Source organism: Peptoniphilus sp. (assembly GCF_022767005.1).
Classification (GTDB): domain Bacteria; phylum Bacillota; class Clostridia; order Tissierellales; family Peptoniphilaceae; genus Peptoniphilus_A.
This window is the reverse complement of sequence record NZ_JALEOV010000049.1, coordinates 1-20,825: the sequence shown is the minus strand read 5'-3', so window position 1 is coordinate 20,825 and position 20,825 is coordinate 1. Positions and strand designations below refer to the sequence as shown.

Below are 20,825 nucleotides of genomic sequence, written 5' to 3'. Positions count from 1 at the left end.
AAAAGCAGCCATCAATGTTTTTATTAGTGCCTTAATGTAAGATTTTGTTCCAAGATTTCCAATTTTTCTTCTTAGAAGTATGAAGGAAATGAAAAGTGCAATTGTCGTCGCAATGGAAACTGATGCAGCAAGCCCATTGGTTCCATAATGTCTTGCGACTAAAAGGTTAAGTCCTACATTTATTATTACATTGGTTACGCCTACGTAGAAAGGCGTCCTCGTATCTTTAATAGAATAATAAATTCTATTTAATACATTTATTACAGAAATTGAAATTAAAGATAGTGAGTAACATCTAAGTGTAGATGTAGCTGCAATACCATCTGCTGCAGTAAAGGATCCACGGACAAAGGCAATTTCTATAATTGGTCTTGCTAAAATTATTAGTCCAACAGTTGCTGGTACTGTTATAAATAAAACTGTTTTAATTGAAGCATTCATAACTTTTTTGCCTAGTTTCATGTCTCCTGAACCTAAAGTTTTTGTAAGTATTGGAAAGACTATGGCAGTTATTGCAGTTATGAAAATTCCAATTATCATTGTATTCATTTTGTTTGAATAATATAAAATTGACGCAGCACCTTTACCCATTCCTGATGCCAAGTTTCTATTTACTATTGTGTTTATGTCATTTACAGATACAGATACAAAAACTGGTAGGGCTAGGATGATTGCCTCTCTTACATATTTATCTTTAAAGTCAGCAATAAATTTTGGCCTATATCCAATTTTTATTGCATTTGGTAGTAAAAACAAGAATTCTGCAAGTACTCCAAGAACTGATGCAATAGTTAGTCCCATTATTCCAACGTGTTTAGAAAATAGTGCTAAGTAAATTATATAAGTTAAGTTTAGTGGAATGGCAATGGCACCAGTGGCTGCGAATTTGCCACCATGTTGCAAATATCCTTCCATTATGCCAACCCATGATGAAAATAAGACCACAGGCATTCCTACTTGTATAAGTTTAACTACAATTGCATAAGTTTCAGGTTCAGCTTGTGATGCAGTTAATAGCGCAATTTGATTTGGGAAAATTATTCCAAGAATTATTAATACAAAGGAAACTAAGGATGCGACCATTAATAAATTATTAGTAAAGTAATTTTTTCTACTTGGTCCATGGTCCATTTCAGCCTTTTGTGCAGAAGGTATATAGGTTGTAGCTATCGCTTGAGTAACAAAACTTGATATCATTGCTGTTGCTGCTTGTGCAAGGGAAAAGGCGTCCATTTCTGTTCCAGCACCAAATACATAGGCAGTGAGCGATTCTCTAAAAAATCCAAAAACTTTTCCTATTAACAAAAATATTGTAATGGCGAGAGTTGACTTTGCAATTCGTGAGCCTGTGTTATCTTTATTTTCCAATTTATTATCTCCTTTATAAGTCTTATCAAATTATAATTTGTTTAAAAATTTATGTCAAGTAAGGTAGATTTCTGTTATTTTAAAGAAATTCAATTATGTGTTATTATTGTTTTATAATAATTAAAAAGGAGGAAAAATGAAAAGTAGAAATTTAATAAAAAAAGTTTTGCCCTATTTTTATAAATACAGGTTTACACTTTTCTTAGATTTATTTTGTGCGGGACTTACCACTGCAAGTGAAATAATTTTGCCGCTAATTCTCCGCAAACTAACAAATCTTGGGATGAAAGACTTGTCATCAATTACCTTTGAATTTGTGCTAAAGCTTTCATTAATATATTTTGTCATAAAGATTATTGAAGTAATTGCACAGTATTTTATGACGAGCATTGGTCACATAATGGGTGCACGCATAGAAACAGACATGAGAAGGGATCTTTATTATCATCTTCAAGGTCTTTCCGACACTTTTTACAACGAGACTAAAGTAGGTGTAATTATGTCGCGTATTACCAATGACCTCTTTGACATAACGGAATTTGCACATCACTGTCCTGAAGAATATTTTATCGGCGTGTTAAAAATTATTATTTCATTAATAATACTTCTTACTATTAATGTAAAAATGACACTTTTAATTTATGTTATGATTCCGCTAATGATTTATTTTTCTGGACATTTTAGAAATAAAATGCGAGAGGCACAAAAGGATCAAAGAGTGCATATTGGTAATCTGAATTCTGCAATCGAAGATTCTCTACTAGGGATAAAAGTTGTAAAGTCCTTTGCCAATGAAGATGTGGAAAGCGAAAAATTTACCTATGAGAACAATAAGTTTTTAGGTATAAAAAAGAGATACTACAAGTCAATGGCTGGTTTTAATACAATCAATAGAATTTTTGACGGTTTAATGTATCTCATTTTAATTGCAAGTGGCGGATATTTCCTCATGAAAAGGGAAATTGGTCCAGAAGATTTAATAGTCTATGTAATGTTTATTCAGTCACTTCTTGCAACTGTCAGAAGAATTATTGAATTTACAGAGCAGTTTCAAAAGGGAATGACGGGCATTGAGAGATTTGCAGAAATTATGTCCGTAGAATCAGATATAAAAGACAAAGAGAATGCAATTGAAATAAAAAATGTAAGGGGAGAAATTTCCTTCAATAATGTGGACTTTAGTTACGGAAAGAGCGAAGAAAAGGTCCTAAATAATTTTAGCGTGGATATTATTCCTGGCGAAAAACTTGCGATAGTAGGACCAAGCGGAGCAGGCAAGACTACAATTTGCAATTTGATTCCAAGATTTTACGACGTGGACAGCGGTTCTGTTACAGTAGATGGAATTGACGTGCGAGACATAAAGATTAAATCACTAAGAGAAAATATTGGCATAGTTCAACAAGATGTATATTTATTTTCTGGAACAGTGAAGGACAATATTGGCTATGGGAAAAGTGATGCAAGTGATAAAGAAATTGTTGAAGCTGCAAAGCTGGCTGGAGCTTATGAATTTATAAGAAATTTACCAGATGGTTTTGACACTTATGTAGGCGAACGAGGAGTAAAATTATCTGGAGGGCAAAAACAGAGAATTTCCATTGCTAGAGTTTTTTTAAAAAACCCACCAATTTTAATTTTAGATGAAGCAACTTCAGCCCTTGACAACAAAAGTGAAATTGTCGTGCAGGATTCTATTGAAAAACTTTCAAAGGGAAGGACAACTATTACCATTGCCCACAGACTTACAACTGTACAAAATGCAGATTTGATTATTGTAATGACAAAGGACGGTATCGTGGAAAGAGGAAAGCATAGCGAACTTATGGAAAAGAAGGGTTATTATTACAACCTATACACAAAGGGTGGCAGATTAGAATAATAAATTCATTTTAGGGTATATCTTAACGAGAAAGAAATTTTGAGAGGTGTATTATGCAAAATTATATAGAAATTATAAAAAAAAGAAGATCTTATTACGATTTATCTGAAGACGTTCCACTTACTAATGAAGAAATAAAATATTTGATAGAAGATGTTTTAAACACAACTCCATCTCATATGAATTCACAAACTACGAGAGTAGTATTACTTTTTGATGAAAAATCCAAGGATTTTTGGAAAAGGGTAAATGAAACTTATGACAACAAAATAAATGAAGAAAAATTTCTCGGATTTTATCATGCAAAAGGCACGGCTCTAATTTTTATCGACAAAGATGAAATTAGAGAGCAAGAAAAAAATATGTCATTATATAAGGAATATTTTGAAACTTGGGGACAACATTCAGCTGCAATGGTTCAGCTAAATATTTGGCAAGCACTTCGCGATGAAGAAATCGGCGCAAGCAACCAACATTACAACCCACACATTGATTCATGGGTTAAGGATTTATACGAAATTCCAGATTCATGGGAGCTTATTGCAGAAATGCCCTTTGGGAAAATTGAAGAAGAACCAGAGGAAAATGACAAAAAACCAATTGATGAAATTTTAAAAGTTATTGAGTAAATAAAGAAGTAGGCGAGAGTCTACTTTTTTCTATTAACTTATGCTTGTAATAAAAATCTCTTATGACTATAATAAGAGTATCAGGGGAGCTTTTGCTGAGATTAGGTCAATCCTTAAACCCTTTGGACCAGGACAGGTAATGCTGTCTCGGGAACAATGCCTCTCTTTGAAGAGGTTTTTTTTATTTTATTTTTTAATGAGGAGGTTTTATGAAGATTTCAGTAGCAATACAAATACTTCCTACAACTAAAGAAGGTACTTCAGAATCTGTTGTAGAAGTTGTAGACAAAGTAATTGAATATATAAAGAGTGAGAAAGTAAACTATGTTGTAACTCCTTTTGAAACAGTTATAGAATTAGATAACTTCGACAAGGCTTTTGAAATTTTGAAAAATTGTGTGAAAATGGCTGGAGAAATTTCAGAACAAGTTGCTTGTTATTCTAAGACATTTTATTCTGAGAAGGGGATATTGACTATCGATGAAAAAATCGGCAAGTATCAAGGATAATATCTCAGCAGCTTCCTTGATAATAATTATTTTAGCCATTTGGCATTTTGTAACAACAAAGGGAATCGTGGGACCTTATTTACTTCCTAAACCCTTTGACGTTATAAAGGCATTTGTTACAGATTTTTCAACTATTGCATCTCATCTTGGAACAACTTTGACAGAAGCTTTTTTAGGCTTATTTGTAGGAGTGAGCTTGGGTTTTGTTGCAGCTTTATTAATGGATTTGTCAGATTTTGTTTATTCTGCTCTATATCCGATTTTGGTTTTGACACAAACTGTGCCAACAGTTGCAATTGCACCATTACTTGTATTATGGATGGGATATGGAATTGCTCCCAAAATTGCCCTTATTGTAATTGTAACATTTTTTCCAGTTGCAATTTCTCTTCTCGAGGCATTTAAGCAAGTGGATCAAGATAAAATAAAATTATTAAAGGCAATGGGTGCAAATAAGTTCGAAATTTATAAATACATCAAATTACCAGAGAGCATGGGAAATTTTTTTTCTGCTTTAAAAATTGCAGTTTCATATTCTGTTGTAGGAGCAGTAATTGCCGAGTGGCTTGGAGGTTTTAAGGGGCTTGGAGTATATATGATTAGAGTTCAAAAAAATTACTCCTTTGACAAAATGTTTGCTGTTATATTTTTAATTTCGGCAATTTCTCTTATTTTGATGAAACTCGTAAGTTTTATTCAAAATAAGATGATGCCGTGGATGGAGGAAGAATGAAAAATTTAAAAAAATTATTAGTTTTAATTTTAGCGGGAATTATGCTAACAGCTTGTGGTAAAACTGAAAATAAAAAAGTTGAAGAAAAAAAGGATAAGCCAATGGAGAAAGTTAGCTTTTTACTTGACTGGGATCCAAATGTTAATCACGCAGGTCTATATGTGGCAATGGACAAAGGATTTTTTGCAGACGAAGGGATTGAAGTTGAAGTAAATCAACCTCCAGCAAATGGGGCTGAAGCTCTTGTTGCATCAGGCAAGGCTGATTTTGGCGTATCTTTTCAAGATACAATTGCACCTGCCTTTGCAAGTGAAAAACCACTTCCAGTTACGGCAGTTGCTGCTATTATAAATCACAATACTTCTGGCATTGTATCAGTTAAGGACAAAAACATTACAAGACCTAAGGACATGGAAAATCACAATCACTCAACTTGGGGACTTCCAATTGAACAAGCAATTTTAAAACAAGTTGTTGAAGACGATGGAGGAGATTTTTCTAAAGTAAAATTAATTCCTGGTGATGTTACAAACACACTTGCAGCAATTCAAGGTAAAGACATTGACACAGTATGGATTTTTTATCCAGTAGACGGAGTTAGAGCTGAAATGGAAAATGTGCCAATTAATTATTTTGCTTTTAAAGATATTAACAAAACTTTTGACTACTACACTCCAATATTAATTGCAAATAACGATTTTTTGAAGAATAAAGAAGATGTAGCAAAGAGATTTATGCGTGCTTTTTCTAAGGGATACGAATACGCAGCAAAAAATCCAAAGGAAGCTGCAGAAATTTTAGTGAAATTAAATCCAGAACTTGATAAAGAATACACAATTAAAGCAATGGATTATATCCACGACAAATACAAAGATGACGCTGAATATTTTGGCGAAATAAATGCAGATAGATGGAATAATTTCTACGCTTGGTTATGGAAAAATAAATTAATTGATAGAGAAATTCCTAAGGACTTTGGTTTCACTAATGATTTTGTAAATCCTGAAAAATTAAAATGAGCGAAAAATCAGAGATTTTAAGAGTAAGTGATGTTGATAAGTTCTTTGGCGACAAACAGGTCCTAAAGGACATTAACATCATATTGAATAAGGGAGAATTAGTTTCATTAGTTGGAGTTTCTGGAAGTGGAAAGACTACTTTATTTAACATAATTGCTGGACTTTTAAAGCCGGATAGGGGTAAAGTTTTTTTAAAAGGTGAGGACATTACTGGAATTCCGGGGAAAGTTTCCTATATGTTGCAAAAGGATTTGCTACTTCCTTATATGACCATTATCGACAATGTATCTCTACCATTAATTTTGCGTGGCAACAAGAAAAAAGTCGCAAGAGAAAAAGTCAGCGGACTATTTAAAGATTTTGGTCTCGAAGGAACTCAGGAAAAATTTCCTTCACAGCTTTCTGGAGGAATGGCACAGCGTGCAGCACTTCTTAGAACTTATGTATTTTCAAATGAAGTAGCACTACTTGATGAACCCTTTTCTGCTCTTGATGCAATAACTAAGGCGTCGATTCACAAGTGGTATAAAAAAATTATTGGAGAGATGAAAATTTCTACGATTTTTATCACTCATGATATTGAAGAGGCAGTAAAAATTTCAGATAGGATTTATATTTTGGGGAAAAATCCAGGAACAATAACTGATGAAATAGAAATAAAAGAAGATTTTAAAGAAAATTTTTTTGAAGATAAAAAATTTATTGAGTACAAAAAATACATTATTGAAAAACTTGATAAAATTATTTAAACGAGGTAAATTCCTCGTTTTTTTATTAGCAATATCGTATTTTAAAAACTAACAATCAAAATGAGTTTGACAAAATTAAGTAGAGATGATATCGTTGCCATATAAAGGAGTGATGTTGTTATAGACCATAATATCTGGGATTATTTTATGATTAGAACTCCAGCTTTACCATTTTATTATTTAGAATATAGAAATTTATGTCAAGTCTTACTAAAATATTTCATAAGAATAAGCTCTAGACCAACTCCTTATGGATGTTTTGCAAACGTATCTATTGGAGAATTTGGGCTAAATACAAATATCGAAAAAGAAGATGAAATAATAGATATTAAAGTAGACACAGATTGTGCAAATGGGTTAATAAAAAATTTAGAAAACATCATAGAGATGAGCGACATCACTAATAGTTTAAATAAATTAAAATATTTATTTGATGAATATAAGAAAAATCAAAAATTAAGAATTTTAAAAAAGATTTATGACCTTATGAAATCTTTAAATGAATCTAGTAATTATATAGAACTTAATACTGGATGTAAATATTCAAGTAAAACTCTTAATAAAGAATTAAAAAATAAGATAGAAAATTTTGTTAATGAATTTTCTAAAATTAGTCCTGAAATTAATAATTATGGATTTTTAAGTAACTTTAAAAATAAGTTTATAGAAAAATATGGAAGTAATATAGAAGTTGATTTAATTGAGATAATTGATGAAAATAAATTTAATGGGTTTATCTATTTAAATGATTCTTATAATCCAAGTGATAGAGAAAAAGAATTTAGTAAAATAAAAAATCTAATTAAATAGAAAACAAAGTCTTATACTGTTAAAATATATTAATTTAAATAATAAAAAAATTTATTAAATAATTGAGGAGTCCAATGAAAGCAGAAGAGAAGAAAATTTTAGAAAAAATTGGAATGGCAATGATAGTTTCGTTTATAATATTTATTTTTCTAGCATCAATTAAGTTTAAAGAAGTTTCTGATTCTTTTTTAGTACTTAGGTCACTTCTAAATCCTATTTCTATATTTATTGGATTTAGTTGTTTATTTGGCATTCATGTTGCAGATTTTTTTAAAGATTTGATCAAAGGAATGAAAAAGATAAAAATTAAAGAATTAATATTATTTTTCAAATATGTTTTTATTTATCAAGGGATTATTATTTTAACAACAAATTTAAATGCTTATAAGGATTTAAATGTTAGTAGATTTATTGATCTATACATTAATATAACAATGATATTAGCTGTTTTATTTGAGGAATATATTTTTAGATACATAATTCAAGGTAAGTTAATGGATGTTTGTGATGACTATGGAATATTATTTATGGCAATAGTTTTTGGATTCTTTCATTATGGAAAATATAAATCAGGTTTTTTATTTGGAATAGTATTAGGAATTGTTTACATAATGACAGAAAACATTACATATACAGTCATAATTCACTATTTTTTGAACTCAACATTATCATTAAGAATTGTAGTATTTTTACAGAATATTTTTATGGCAACCAATGTAGAATTAGACGGATTAAATAACACTACTGGATTTATAAGTTTATTATTAGGAGTTGTTTTAATGCTTGTACAATTGCTACTAAAAGGTAATTATATTTATTCTTTTAGACAAAAAGAAAAAGAACTTCTAAAAAAGGTATCGCAACAGATTAAATATTTACCTGAACTTATAAAAACTTTTCCACTTAATATGGTACTGTTTTTTAGATTTTTTATTTAAATACAAAAAGTATTTACAATTAGTTTATTAATATAAAGGAGTAACTATGCATATAGCTTGTGTAATTGGAAGTAATTACGATCAATCAATTGTAGCACAAGTAATTTCAAACATAGTAAAAATATTAGGCTTTAATTATACATATGAATTTTTAGATTAAAAGAATTTAAACACACGGTTTTGTCTTGGATGTGGTTCGTGTTTTAACACAGGATTATGCCCATTAGATTCAGTAGATGATTTATCATTTATAAAAAATACATTAAAATCAGCAGATATAATAATATTGTACTCACCAGTTTATGTTTTGTCTGTTTCAGGTTTAATGAAAAATTTAATAGATCGATGTGTATTATATTGCCACAGGTTATAATTAGGTGGAAAATTAGGATTTACTATAACTTCTACATCTGAAACAGGAGGTCAAGAAGTATCAGAGTATTTAAAATCAGTACAAACATCATTGGGAATTAAAAATTTAGATAACTATATTTATAGACAAATTGTCAAATCAGTAACACCTATGGTAAGAAACTAAATAGTTCTTCTTTAGGCGTTTTATATTTTATACGTTTTCTTGGTCTATTATTCATTAAATTTAAGTTATAATTTAAATCACCTATATTTACTTCTGCCAAATCCATACCTTTAGAATAAAATTATCTTAAAAGTCCGTTGCTATTTTCATTTGTACCTTTTTGCCATGCACAGTAAGGATTACAAAAATATGTTTTACAGCCTAAATCTTCTCTTTTGTATATTACTTTAGGTCTTTTTTGGATAGTTCTACCTTTATCGTTAAATTTTCTTCTTTTTTCTGCAGGTCTTTTAAATTTCCCTTTTCTTCTATCAAGATACTTTTCATTTGCCTTTATTGGAAAATACTTTGAATATTCTCCTCTTGGACCTTCAATTTTTGAAGAATTTCTTTGTATTCTCTTGAAATTGTGCTTGGAGATCTTCTTAGTGCCTCTGCAATTTTTCTTATGCTCATTCCTAAATTTAAAAATTGATAAATACAAGATCTTTCTTCTATGGTAAGATGGTTATAGCTCATAGTTAATTGCTCATTTAATATGTTTTGTTTGGTCACTTACATATTAACACAGCTCTTTAGCTATGAGTTTATTTTATGTTGCACTTGTTATGATAAGTTATCTATACAAAAATACTAATAAAGATGACTTAAAGTAGTTTTGATAATGTTTGCATATTATGCTGCCTTTTATTATAATTATATTAAGTTATTGCTATTGTTTATTTGGTAAAAGGAGGAAATTTATGCAATACTTTGTAGATTTAAACAGCGACATTGGTGAATCCTTTGGTGCCTATAAATTAGGTATGGACTCAGAAATTGTCAAGTATGTAACTAGTATTAACTGCGCTTGTGGATATCACGCTGGCGATCCACTAATTATGGATGCAACTTGCAAGGCAGCTGCAGAAAATGGAGTGGAAATTGGAGCTCATCCAGGTTACCCTGATTTAATGGGATTTGGCAGAAGAAAAATGGATGTTAAGCCAGAAGAAGCTAGAGCATATATGCTTTATCAAGTTGGAGCACTTGCTGCTTTTGCAAAGGCACATGGCAAAAAACTTCAACACATGAAACTTCACGGAGCATTTTATAATACTGCTTGTAACGATGAAAAACTAGCAAATGCAGTTTTAGATGCTGTTGAAGAATATGATAAAGATTTAATCCTTATGGTATTAAGCGGGTCTTACATAGCTAAAGAAGGCAAGAGAAGAGGACTTAGAGTAGCTCAAGAAGTTTTTGCTGATAGAGGATATAACGAAGACGGAACTTTGGTAAACAGATCACTTCCAGGTGCTTTTGTTAAAAATCCTAAGGATGCAATTCCAAGAGTTGTAAAAATGATTAAAGAAAATAAAGTTATAACTGCTAATGGAAAGGAAATAGACATAGTTGCAGATTCAATTTGCGTTCATGGCGACAATCCAGAAGCTCTTGAATTTGTAAAAAATATTAGAGAAGGACTAAAAGCTGAAGGTATTGAGATTAAATCTCTATCTAGTTTCTTAAAATAAGGGGAAATATATGGAAAAAAACAAAAACAATTTATCTGTTCTCTTAGGGGCAGCCTTTTTAATGGCAACATCTGCCATTGGACCTGGATTTATGACACAAACTGCTACTTTTACTACAAAGATTGGAGCAGACTTTGCAGCTGTAATTCTAATTTCAATTATTTTTTCATACATTGCACAACTTAATGTATGGAGAGTTATAGCAGTTTCAAAAATGAGAGGTCAAGACATTGCAAATAATGTACTACCAGGGCTTGGATATGTAATTGCATTTTTAGTTGCTCTTGGTGGTTTGGCATTTAACATTGGCAATATTGGCGGAGCAGGACTTGGACTTAATGTAATTTTTGGAATTGACGTAAAAATTGGAGCAGCAATTGGTGGAGTAATTGGAATTATCCTTTTCTCTTCTAAATCTGCAAGTTCAATTATGGATAGAGTTACACAAATTCTTGGTGCACTTATGATTATATTAATTGCCTATGTAGCAATTAAGACGCAACCACCAGTTGCAGAAGCTGCAGAATCAGCTATTAAACCTGCAGGTGGATTTAATAGTATTATTTCTCCAACTCTTACACTAATAGGCGGAACTGTTGGCGGATATATTATATTCTCTGGTGGACACAGACTCATTGATGCAGGAATCACTGGTGAAGAAAAACTTTCTCAAGTAACAAAATCTGCTTCATTAGGAATTGGCGTTGCATTAATTGTAAGAGTTTTACTATTCTTAGCAATTCTTGGAGTTACAAAAATGCAAGGAGTACAAATTGACCCTGATAATATTGCAGCATCATCTTTCTTAGCGGCTTCTGGTGTAGTTGGATACAAAATTTTTGGTTTCGTATTTGCAGCAGCAGCCTTCACTTCAGTAGTAGGTGCAGCTTATACATCAGTATCATTTTTAAAAACATTATTTAAATTTGTAGCTGATCATGAAAATATGGTTACAATTGCCTTTATAGTATTGTCTACAATTATGTTTATCTTTATAGGACAACCTCAAACTCTATTGGTAGTAGTTGGAACACTTAATGGCTTTATTCTTCCAATAACTCTTGCAGTAATTTTATTTGCATCTAAAAATAAAAAAATCGTTGGAGATTATGTACATTCAAATATACTTTTTATACTTGGATGGATAGTAGTTGCAGTAACTGCATTTATGGGAATTCAAACTGTAATAGCAAATATTGGTAAGTTATTAGGATAAGTTAGGAGTAAAAAATGTATGATAAAATAAAGTTTTTAACAGCTGGCGATTCTGCTATTGTCATGGAATTTGGCAATACAATTGAAAAAGAAATCAATGCAAAGATTTCCGCAGTTGTTGAAAATTTAAAAGAGAAAAAAATAGATGGTATTTTAGACATTTTGCCAACTTATAGATCCATTTTAATTAATTATGATCCTGTAAAAATTTCTTATAGCGAAATGGTTGAGATTTTAAAGGGACTTAACAAGTCAAACAAAGACAACAAAAGTGATGAAGTTAGACTTATTGAAATACCAACTCTTTATGGCAAAGAGTATGGACCAGATATTGAGTTTGTAGCTGAAAATGCAAATCTTAGCGTAGATGAAGTAATAAAAATTCATTCTGGAAGGGATTATTTGGTTTATATGATGGGCTTTATGCCAGGTTTCACATATCTAGGTGGACTTGATGAAAGAATTGCCACTCCAAGACTAAAGAGTCCAAGACTTAAAATCGAGCCAGGTTCAGTAGGTATTGCGGCAAATCAAACTGGAATGTATCCATTAGAATCACCTGGCGGATGGCAATTAATAGGAAGAACACCACTTAAACTTTATGATGACACTAAAGAGCCACCAGTGTTTATTCAAGCAGGTGATTATATTAGATATATACCTATTACTAAAGAAGAATATGACAAAATAGAAGAAGAAGTTAAAAATGATTCTTATAAAATTTCCATTGAGAAAGTAAAGAGAGGTGATCTTCATGAGTAGTATTGATGTAATAAATGGTGGAATTCTCACGACAATTCAAGATAGTGGTAGGTATGGCTATCAAGAACTTGGCATTACTACATCAGGTGCCATGGATGATTATAACTATAAACTTTCAAATATATTAGTTGGAAATAAACTTGATGAAGCTGTGCTTGAAATGACTTATTTTGGACCAACTTTGAAATTTAATGAAGAACTGACAATTGCAATAACAGGTTCTAATATGAATCCAAAGATAAATGGCAAGGCTGTCCCTATGTTTGAAACTATAAAAGTTAAAGCAGGAGAAATTCTTCAATTTGGGAAAGTTGATGAAGGAATAAGATCTTACATTGCCTTTGGTGGTTCAATTGATGTACCCATTGTAAACGGTTCAAAATCAACTCATACAAAAACAAAAATGGGTGGAATAAATGGGAGAGCTTTAAAACCTAAGGATCAACTTAATATTAAAAAGTCTAAGGAAAAAACTATGAGAAGAATTCCTGAAAAGTATCTTCCAAAGTTTTCTCACTGCAATATTTTAAGAGTTGTACTTGGACCTCAAGATGATTATTTCACTGAAAAGGGCATTCACGATTTATTTAGATCAGGGGGATATCAAGTTACCAAAGATTTTGACAGAATGGGAATTAGACTAAAAGGAGAAGAAATTGAACATAAAGAAAGTGCAGATATTATTTCTGACGGAACAACTTTTGGAGCAATTCAAGTGCCAGCAAATGGGCAACCAATTATACTTTTAGCGGACAGACAAACCACTGGTGGCTATACAAAAATTGGAAATGTAATTACACCAGATCTTCACAAGCTTGCACAAATGACTTTTTTGGATAAAGTTCTTTTCCAACAAGTTACAATTGAAGAAGCTCAAAAATTAACAGTAGATTACAAAAATAAATTTGATGTAATAAAAAAGGAATCAATAATATGAAATTAAGTGAACTTGCAAAGATGCGTCCAAGGGATGTAAGAGAGCTCATAAGAAAGGGCAAAGTTGATCTTCCAACTTCAGGGATGAGTGAAGGATATCTGCAAGCTAATCTTGCAATACTCCCAAAAAAGTATGCCTATGACTTTTTGCTTTTTGCACAGAGAAATCCTAAGCCATGTCCAATCCTTGAAGTATTAGATGAAGGAAGTCCTATTACAAAAATTATGGCTGATGGGGCGGACATTAGGACTGATGTCCCAAGATATAGAATCTATAAAGACGGAGAATACTTCAAAGAAGTAAGGGACTTAAAAGATTTGTGGAGAGATGATTTCGTAACCTTTGTAATTGGATGTTCTTTCTCTTTTGAAAAGGCTATGCTAGAAGCAGATGTACCTGTAAGACACATTGAAGACGAGCATAATGTTCCAATGTATATTACAAACATTGCTACTGTGCCTGCAGGGATCTTTCACGGAAACACAGTTGTATCTATGAGACCAATTCCTTACAAAGATATTGTTAGAGCTACAACTGTTACAGCAAGATTCCCAGCAACGCATGGTGCACCTATTCACATTGGAGATCCATCTATTATTGGAATAAAAGATATTAATAAACCAGATTTTGGCGAAAAAAGTGAAATTAAAGAAGGAGAAGTGCCAGTATTTTGGGCTTGTGGAGTAACACCTCAAGCAGTTGCAATGGCATCTAAACCGGAAATTATGATTACTCACGCTCCAGGTCATATGCTAATTTTAGATAAAAAGGATTCTTATGTTTCAGTATTTTAAAAATTTTCTGTCAAGGAAACTTGGCAGATTTTTTATTGATGCAAATGAAATAAGATTTGAAGGGACTCTTATATTTTAATTAATAGATAAGAAACTAGCCAATGAAATATTATCAATTAAGTAGGAAAATAAAGTTTACCTTTTAAAAACAGGCAATAAGACTTTAATAAAGTGTTTGAAACTAAAAACAGAAAAATTAAAAGGAAAGCCTAAAATTGCGACAAATAAATCTTTTTATGGTATAATTCTCAAATAATTTATAAAGGGATGATAAAATTGAAAAATAATTGTTTAATAATTATTTTAAATATTATTAATTTTATTCTCTATGGAGTGGATAAGTTCAAGGCGAAAAATAATTTGTGGAGAATTAGAGAAAAAGTTTTGCTAATTTTTTCAATTTTTGCAGGAGTTGGAGGTTTTCTTGGGATGGAAATTTTTCATCACAAAACTCACAAGACAAAATTTTATCTGGCAAACATTATTGGAATACTTTTAACTATTTATTTAATAAATTAATAAAATTTGAATTGACTTTATAAGCAATTTCTTATTAAATAAATGTAATACAAAAAATTATATTGAGGAGGCATTATGGAAAATTTTGATAATTCTGAAAGAAAAAAGAAATTTGTTCCAAGTATTGAGACAGAACTTAGGAGAAGGCAAGTATCTGTTCCTGAAGTAACTTATAGGGCTAGTGGAATAAATTTTATGGGAAAGAGAATAAAATCGCTCCTGTTTACTAATGATATCCCTATTATTGTTAACAATAATGCACAAGCAATTATGTCTGTGTATCCTTTTACTCCACAACTTAAAATAGTATCAGCTATAATGGAAGTTGCATCAGTTCCAGTATTTGTTGGTATAGGCGGCGGAACAACATCTGGATTAAGAGTAGTAAATATTGGATTGCAGGCAGAACTTATGGGAGCAGCTGGAGTAGTAGTTAATGCACCTATGACCAATGATAATATAAAGGTAATTTCAAGGGCGCTAGACATTGCTGTCATAGCAACTGTTATTACTAAATACGATGATATTGAGGGAAAAGTAGATGCAGGGGCTAGAATTTTAAATATTGCAGGTGGCAAAAAGACTGCAGAACTAGTAAAATATACAAGACATATAGTTGGAGATGAATTTCCAATTATTGCAACAGGTGGGCACACTGATGAGCATATTCTTGAAACCATAGATGCAGGTGCAAATGCAATAACGTACACACCTGCATCAAGTGCTGAAATTTTCTCAGAAGTCATGGAAAAATATAGACTTAACATGAAAGAGAAGGAGCAATAATAAGGAGAAAAAATGGAATTTGGAATTTTATCGATAGTTCCTCCAATAGTTGCCATTGCTTTGGCGCTTATAACTAAAGAAGTAATTACTTCTTTATTAATTGGAATTTTATCTGGAGGACTTATCTACACTGGTGGGAATATTATTGCCGCCTTAGAAACAGTTTTTGATTTAATGGGAAAAAAGCTGGGAGATAATGCCCTTATGCTAGTCTTTTTAGCTATGCTTGGGTCACTTGTAATGGTAATGAACATGGCGGGAGGATCTTTTGCCTATGGTAAGTGGGCTAGTAAAAAAATTAAGAGCAAGAAAATGGCAAAGCTTGCGACATCTTTTCTTGGAATTTTAATTTTTATCGATGATTATTTTAACTGCCTAACAGTTGGTGCAGTAATGAAACCAATTGTCGATGAAAATAAGGTGTCAAGGGCAAAACTTGCACATATTATTGATTCAACTGCAGCGCCAGTATGTATACTAGCACCAGTTTCATCTTGGGCAGCATCTGTTGTCGCAGTAATAGGGGACACTGGAGTAAAAAATCCCATGAGCGTATTTCTTAGCACAATTCCTATGAATGTGTATCCCATACTTACATTACTTTTAATTTTATATTTCTGTACATCTGATATAGAAATTGGAGTAATGGAAAAATATGAACTTAACGACACATCAAGGCTTGTTGAAAACGAAGATGTTGGATATAAGTATTCAAAAAATGGAAAAGTTTATGATCTTGTGGTTCCAATTTTGGTTTTGATTTTTGTAACTGTAATGATGATGTTAAAGACTGGCGGATTTTTCACTGATGGAGTAGGAGCAGCAGCTGCTTTTGGAGATGCAAATGTAAATTTATCCCTTGTAATAGGAGCTTTTTTTGCAATAGTAGTTTCCTTTTTACTATTTATCCCAAGAAAACTTTTGAAGTTTGAAGAATTTATGAAGGGAATAGTAGATGGAATGAAGACGATGGTTTCTGCAATTGTAATTCTTTCACTTGCTTGGACTATTGGTGGAATCACAAGTGATGAATTTTTAAACACTGGATCTTATATAGCATCACTTATTTCTAACTCAACTATGCCAATGTGGCTTTTACCGGCAATAATTTTTGTAGTTGGAGCATTTTTATCATTTTCAACAGGAACGGCTTGGGGAACTTTTGGAATTTTAATTCCAATAATGGTGCCAATTTTGATGCACACAAATCATATGCACTATTTGACAATTGTACTTGCGGCAATTTTCTCCGGTTCAGTATTTGGAGACCACTGTTCGCCAATATCTGATACAACAATTTTGTCTTCAGCGGGAGCAGGTTGCGATCACATCGCCCATGTTTCGAGTCAATTACCTTATGCAATTAGCGTTGGTGTAGCCTCAGCACTTGCCTTTTTAATATCAGGAATAATAGGAAAGCCAACACTTACACTTCCAATAGGAATTTTAATTCTTGCTGTGATTGTATTTGTATTAAGAAAGATGACGATAAAAAAATATTTAAAAAATGAAAATTAATTTTTAAGGCTAACTGAGAGGTTAGTCTTTTTTTAATTTTATAAAGGTTTAATTTTTGTAAAAAATTTTTATTTTATCCTTTAAAAATTCTGTAATGTGGTATATATTTAAAATAAGAAATATAAGGGGTGCATTATGAGCTTTCAAATTGAAAAGAAAAACATTTTAGATTACGAAGTTGACGCAATAGTAAATGCAGCAAATAAAGAACTTAAAAAGGGATGCGGAGTATGTGGTCAAATTTTTGCAAATGCAAAGGACGAAGAATTAGAAAAAGAATGCAATAAACTTGCTCCTATAAATCCTGGCGAATCTGTAATAACTAAGGGTTATAATTTAAAGGCGAAGTATATTATACATACTGTTGGGCCAATTTATTTTGATGGAAACCAAAATGAAAGGAAAATTCTTGAAGCTGCGTACAAATCTGCACTTGAACTTGCTGTGGAAAAAAATTTAGAGAGCATGGTATTTCCACTTTTGTCATCAGGGATTTATGGATATCCGCTAGATGAAGCAGCAGAAGTCGCAGTATTTACAATAAGGGATTTTTTGAAAAATCATGATTTAGACGTTTCTATTTCAGTACTCAATGACAATGTGTTAAAAGTTTTAAAAAAGAAAAACAAAGAGTGGCTAGAAAAATAAATTAATAAGTTTTTACTCTTTATAAGAAATAATAAATTTATTTTATGTATGAAATATGTAGATTGGGAGTAATGGAGTTTTTGTTAAATCAAATTATATGATATTTGTTTTTGTTAATTGCTTGAGATGCTAATTAAAAAATTTTTAAAATTAATATAGATTCTATATTTTGACCTATTTGTTTTTATAAAGTCTTGGGTAGGAACATTTTATAGATACATAAAAATTATATTTTCATTAGCATATTTAATAATTAGCTATGGATAAGAATTTAAAGTTAAAGGCAAAATAAAAGATAGCCTGTCAATTGACAAGCTATCTTTTTATTTTAGTAGAGTAATCTTTTTATTTCGTTTCTCATTCGTATTTTGCCTGCATGGTAGGCAACTTTTCCTGCTATCTTTGGGTTTAAGAGTGGCATTAATTTTAGCTTTCTTCTCTTTTTTCTCTTTGGCTTTATTAATTTTATAAAAGCTATTAATTTTATTAAACTTGATAAATTTTTCATGTTTCCTCCTATTTTTTCTTCTTATTTATTTTTATTTTATCTGAAAATTTTTTAGATTTCCCCTGTTTGTTTGAATCTTTATTTTCTTTTTTTAATGAATTATCATCATCTTCTCCAAATTCATTGTACCATTCTCTAGTGTGGACATCGCAGTGTTCTTTTGGAACAGTCATGTAATCATCTGGGTAAATTCCATAATGAGCCTTTGAATCATAAGGTTCTTCTCTTTCAAAGCGAACTGAATATAGCACTGATTCACTAGGACAAAATTGTGTTGCAAGTTTATTTGAGTCTTTGCATATTAAATATTTCTTAAATAAATTATCCTGTTCCGTTGGCTCTGTACCTGAAATAAATTTTTCTCTATAAGATGCACCGGCATAGTCACTCATTTTTGTCGCAAGTTTCCCACTCTTTGATGAAATAGATCTCGTAACAATATAGGATGGGTCTTCCTTAAAAGCTTCTCCCTTGCCTAAATTTTTCGCCATTCTATTAAATAATTCTATTGCAGAAGATTTGTCAGATGAAAGAGAAATTTTTGGAGAGTCTGCACCAATCCAAAGGGAAATTGTGCGACTATTTGTAAAGCCATTTACAAAATAATCTGAATTGGTTTTGTTTTGACCAAGGTATGCACCAGTTTCCGATGAGCCAATGTGAGCGCCAATTGCGTTGCCCTTATTTTTATTTGAAATAAACACATCCTTTAAAAGATGTGAGGCTTTCTCGTCAAAAAGTCTTTTCTCTTTGTTGCTATTGTCAATGATTATATTGCCACTTGGGTCTTCTATTTTTAAAATGGCAGTTTCTTCTTTGTATATTCCGTCATTTGAAATTGTTTGATACATTTTTGATAAATCAGAAAGTGTTAGACCAACTTGCATATTTCCAAGAGCAAGGGATTCTAAATTCTCGTCGTGTTTCTTTTTATTTTCACTGTGATTTATAAAATAATCATCGTCATCATCTTTTATAATTTCAAATTTTTTTAATACATCAATAGCTTTGTCTTTTCCAATTTCATCTAAAACTTTTGCAGCTATAACATTGGAAGAATTTTCCATTGAAAGTCTAAGAGTCATCAAACCCTTAAAGGAATCGTAATAATTGTGTGGCCAAAACAATCCGTCATAGGTAGTTGGGACATCATCGTAGACATCGCCAAGAGTTTTACCATCAATTAGAGCTGGGAGATATACGCTAAAAGGAGTAAGGGCAGAGCCAGGTTGTCTATAAGATTCTGTGGCACGATTTAAAATTTTTGCGTTTTTAGTTCTAACATCTAGTCCGCCAATTATTCCCTCGACAAAACCATTTTTATTGTTCACCACAATCATTGCAGATTGAGGTTGCATTACAGGATTTGGATTGAAGTTAAAATATTTATTTGAAATAATTAAATTGTCATTTTCAATTTTATAAAAATCAGGAAAGTCCTTTAAGTAAGAACCGTCGATAATTAAATAATTATTTTTGAGTTCTCCAGAACCTTCTTCGATTTTTAGAGCGCCAATTTCATAAGTGTTTAAAATTTTATTTTTGTCCAGTACATAGGCATCGATTATGTCGATTTTTTGTCCTAATTCTTTAAAATAAAGACTTTTTATTTTTAAATCACCATGAGATGAGATGCTGTAAGATGATTTTGGAATTATTAAATTAAAGTTTTCATCTAAAATATTATTTTTTGCAAAATATAAAATTTCATCACCAAAAACAATATTATTTCCACTGTCAAAACTTAAATTCAACATTCTACTGCCACCGCTTGGTGATCTATTCAGCAAAAAGTTTTTGAAATTTTCGTATTTATCTTCTAAATCCTTTTGGATGTTTTCATCAATTGTGGAATAGACTTTGTAACCGCCAGTAAAAAGTTTATGTTCGCCCTCTTCCAATGTAGTCTTGTAGAAATCAGCTAAGTACCTTGAAGCCTCTTTTTTTATGTAGTCAGTGGAGTAGGTACTCATTGTATGATTCTTAAAATTGCGAGGATTAATTGCACTTACGATGTCATAATTTTTGGCGCGCTCATATTCTTTGTCGTCAATATAACCTAAATCGTGCATTCTCATTAATACAATTTTTTGTCTTTTAAAGGCATCATCATTTAGCACCATGTAGAGATCTTTTCCGTCGATTTCCCTTGTGCCAATTACTTTAAAATCATCCTTTAAATATTCTTCTGGCACAGATTTAAAGGGAGAATAATTTGTCGGGGACTTTGGTATTCCAGCAAGTAGTGCAGCCTCAGCAATGTTTAAGTCAACTGCGTCTTTTGAAAAATAAGTTTGAGCAGCAGCCTCAATGCCATAGGCACCTTGTCCCAAATTTATTCTATTTAAGTAAGCTTCTAAAATTTCATTTTTATCTAGCACGTCTTCCACTCTTAGAGATAAATAAGCCTCTTGAATTTTTCTGCCAAGAGTTTTTTGATTTGTTA

General features: G+C 31.4%; 21 protein-coding genes and 1 pseudogene. 18 read left to right on the top strand and 4 right to left on the bottom strand.

Annotation, left to right across the window (positions count from 1 at the left end):
- Positions 1-1,368, bottom strand: a 1,368-nt coding sequence (gene murJ, locus MR285_RS03975; protein WP_293558251.1) for a murein biosynthesis integral membrane protein MurJ, incomplete at its 3' end; no start/stop codon positions are given.
- A 136-nt stretch (positions 1,369-1,504) separates the two neighbouring features.
- Here murJ and MR285_RS03970 point away from each other — a divergent pair.
- The 9 genes and pseudogenes from MR285_RS03970 to MR285_RS08320 all read left to right on the top strand — a co-directional run.
- On the top strand, positions 1,505-3,250 hold the full coding sequence (locus MR285_RS03970; RefSeq protein ID WP_293558249.1) for an ABC transporter ATP-binding protein: 1,746 nt from the start codon (positions 1,505-1,507) through the stop codon (positions 3,248-3,250).
- 53 nt (positions 3,251-3,303) lie between these two features.
- Positions 3,304-3,879 carry a nitroreductase family protein gene (locus tag MR285_RS03965; protein ID WP_293558247.1) on the top strand — a complete coding sequence of 192 codons (576 nt, stop codon included), beginning with the start codon at positions 3,304-3,306 and terminating at the stop codon, positions 3,877-3,879.
- A gap of 209 nt (positions 3,880-4,088) precedes the next feature.
- Positions 4,089-4,388 carry a thiamine-binding protein gene (locus MR285_RS03960; protein WP_293558245.1) on the top strand — a complete coding sequence of 100 codons (300 nt, stop codon included), beginning with the start codon at positions 4,089-4,091 and terminating at the stop codon, positions 4,386-4,388.
- A complete protein-coding gene (locus MR285_RS03955; RefSeq protein ID WP_293558244.1) occupies positions 4,360-5,121 on the top strand; it encodes an ABC transporter permease in 762 nt (253 codons plus the stop codon). Before MR285_RS03960 ends, MR285_RS03955 begins: the two co-directional genes overlap by 29 nt.
- Complete coding sequence (locus MR285_RS03950; protein ID WP_293558242.1) at positions 5,118-6,140, top strand: ABC transporter substrate-binding protein; 1,023 nt, start codon at positions 5,118-5,120, stop codon at positions 6,138-6,140. The genes MR285_RS03955 and MR285_RS03950 overlap by 4 nt, the downstream gene beginning before the upstream one ends.
- Positions 6,137-6,889, top strand: coding sequence for an ABC transporter ATP-binding protein (locus MR285_RS03945; protein WP_293558240.1), 753 nt, complete (start codon positions 6,137-6,139; stop codon positions 6,887-6,889). Before MR285_RS03950 ends, MR285_RS03945 begins: the two co-directional genes overlap by 4 nt.
- Positions 6,890-7,036: 147 nt before the next feature.
- Positions 7,037-7,699 (top strand): lantibiotic dehydratase, encoded by a 663-nt coding sequence (locus MR285_RS03940; protein WP_293558238.1) that lies wholly within the window; start codon positions 7,037-7,039, stop codon positions 7,697-7,699.
- Positions 7,700-7,773: 74 nt separating this feature from the next.
- Positions 7,774-8,637: a CPBP family intramembrane glutamic endopeptidase gene (locus MR285_RS03935; protein ID WP_293558236.1), complete on the top strand. Its 864-nt coding sequence runs from the start codon at positions 7,774-7,776 to the stop codon at positions 8,635-8,637.
- A 229-nt stretch (positions 8,638-8,866) separates the two neighbouring features.
- Positions 8,867-9,010, top strand: a pseudogene (locus MR285_RS08320) (NAD(P)H-dependent oxidoreductase); the annotation flags it as partial.
- Positions 9,011-9,508: 498 nt separating this feature from the next.
- Here the strand turns inward: MR285_RS08320 and MR285_RS08315 are convergent.
- Entirely contained in the window at positions 9,509-9,694 is a 186-nt protein-coding gene (locus MR285_RS08315; protein ID WP_366934091.1) for a helix-turn-helix domain-containing protein, read from the bottom strand.
- A 224-nt stretch (positions 9,695-9,918) separates the two neighbouring features.
- On the opposite strand from MR285_RS08315, the gene MR285_RS03925 reads away from it, so the two are divergent.
- The 9 genes from MR285_RS03925 (at position 9,919) to MR285_RS03885 (ending at position 17,871) form a co-directional block, all read left to right on the top strand.
- Positions 9,919-10,692, top strand: a complete 774-nt coding sequence (locus MR285_RS03925) for a LamB/YcsF family protein (protein WP_293558234.1) — start codon at positions 9,919-9,921, stop codon at positions 10,690-10,692.
- A 10-nt stretch (positions 10,693-10,702) separates the two neighbouring features.
- Entirely contained in the window at positions 10,703-11,908 is a 1,206-nt protein-coding gene (locus MR285_RS03920; RefSeq protein ID WP_293558232.1) for an NRAMP family divalent metal transporter, read from the top strand.
- Between the two features lie 14 nt (positions 11,909-11,922).
- Positions 11,923-12,669 carry a 5-oxoprolinase subunit PxpB gene (gene pxpB, locus MR285_RS03915; RefSeq protein WP_293558230.1) on the top strand — a complete coding sequence of 249 codons (747 nt, stop codon included), beginning with the start codon at positions 11,923-11,925 and terminating at the stop codon, positions 12,667-12,669.
- Positions 12,662-13,606: a biotin-dependent carboxyltransferase family protein gene (locus tag MR285_RS03910; protein ID WP_293558228.1), complete on the top strand. Its 945-nt coding sequence runs from the start codon at positions 12,662-12,664 to the stop codon at positions 13,604-13,606. The genes pxpB and MR285_RS03910 overlap by 8 nt, the downstream gene beginning before the upstream one ends.
- Complete coding sequence (locus MR285_RS03905; RefSeq protein ID WP_293558226.1) at positions 13,603-14,400, top strand: putative hydro-lyase; 798 nt, start codon at positions 13,603-13,605, stop codon at positions 14,398-14,400. Before MR285_RS03910 ends, MR285_RS03905 begins: the two co-directional genes overlap by 4 nt.
- Positions 14,401-14,676: 276 nt before the next feature.
- Entirely contained in the window at positions 14,677-14,919 is a 243-nt protein-coding gene (locus MR285_RS03900; RefSeq protein WP_293558224.1) for a DUF1294 domain-containing protein, read from the top strand.
- A 75-nt stretch (positions 14,920-14,994) separates the two neighbouring features.
- Entirely contained in the window at positions 14,995-15,705 is a 711-nt protein-coding gene (locus MR285_RS03895) for a hydrolase (RefSeq protein ID WP_293558222.1), read from the top strand.
- Between the two features lie 12 nt (positions 15,706-15,717).
- Entirely contained in the window at positions 15,718-17,223 is a 1,506-nt protein-coding gene (locus tag MR285_RS03890) for a Na+/H+ antiporter NhaC family protein (protein ID WP_293558220.1), read from the top strand.
- A gap of 135 nt (positions 17,224-17,358) precedes the next feature.
- Entirely contained in the window at positions 17,359-17,871 is a 513-nt protein-coding gene (locus MR285_RS03885; RefSeq protein ID WP_293558218.1) for a macro domain-containing protein, read from the top strand.
- A gap of 328 nt (positions 17,872-18,199) precedes the next feature.
- Here the strand turns inward: MR285_RS03885 and MR285_RS03880 are convergent, their stop codons facing one another.
- Both MR285_RS03880 and MR285_RS03875 read right to left on the bottom strand, forming a co-directional pair.
- On the bottom strand, positions 18,200-18,379 hold the full coding sequence (locus tag MR285_RS03880; RefSeq protein WP_293558216.1) for a hypothetical protein: 180 nt from the start codon (positions 18,377-18,379) through the stop codon (positions 18,200-18,202).
- A gap of 8 nt (positions 18,380-18,387) precedes the next feature.
- On the bottom strand, positions 18,388-20,825 hold a 2,438-nt coding region (locus MR285_RS03875; protein WP_293558214.1), incomplete at its 5' end, for a transglycosylase domain-containing protein.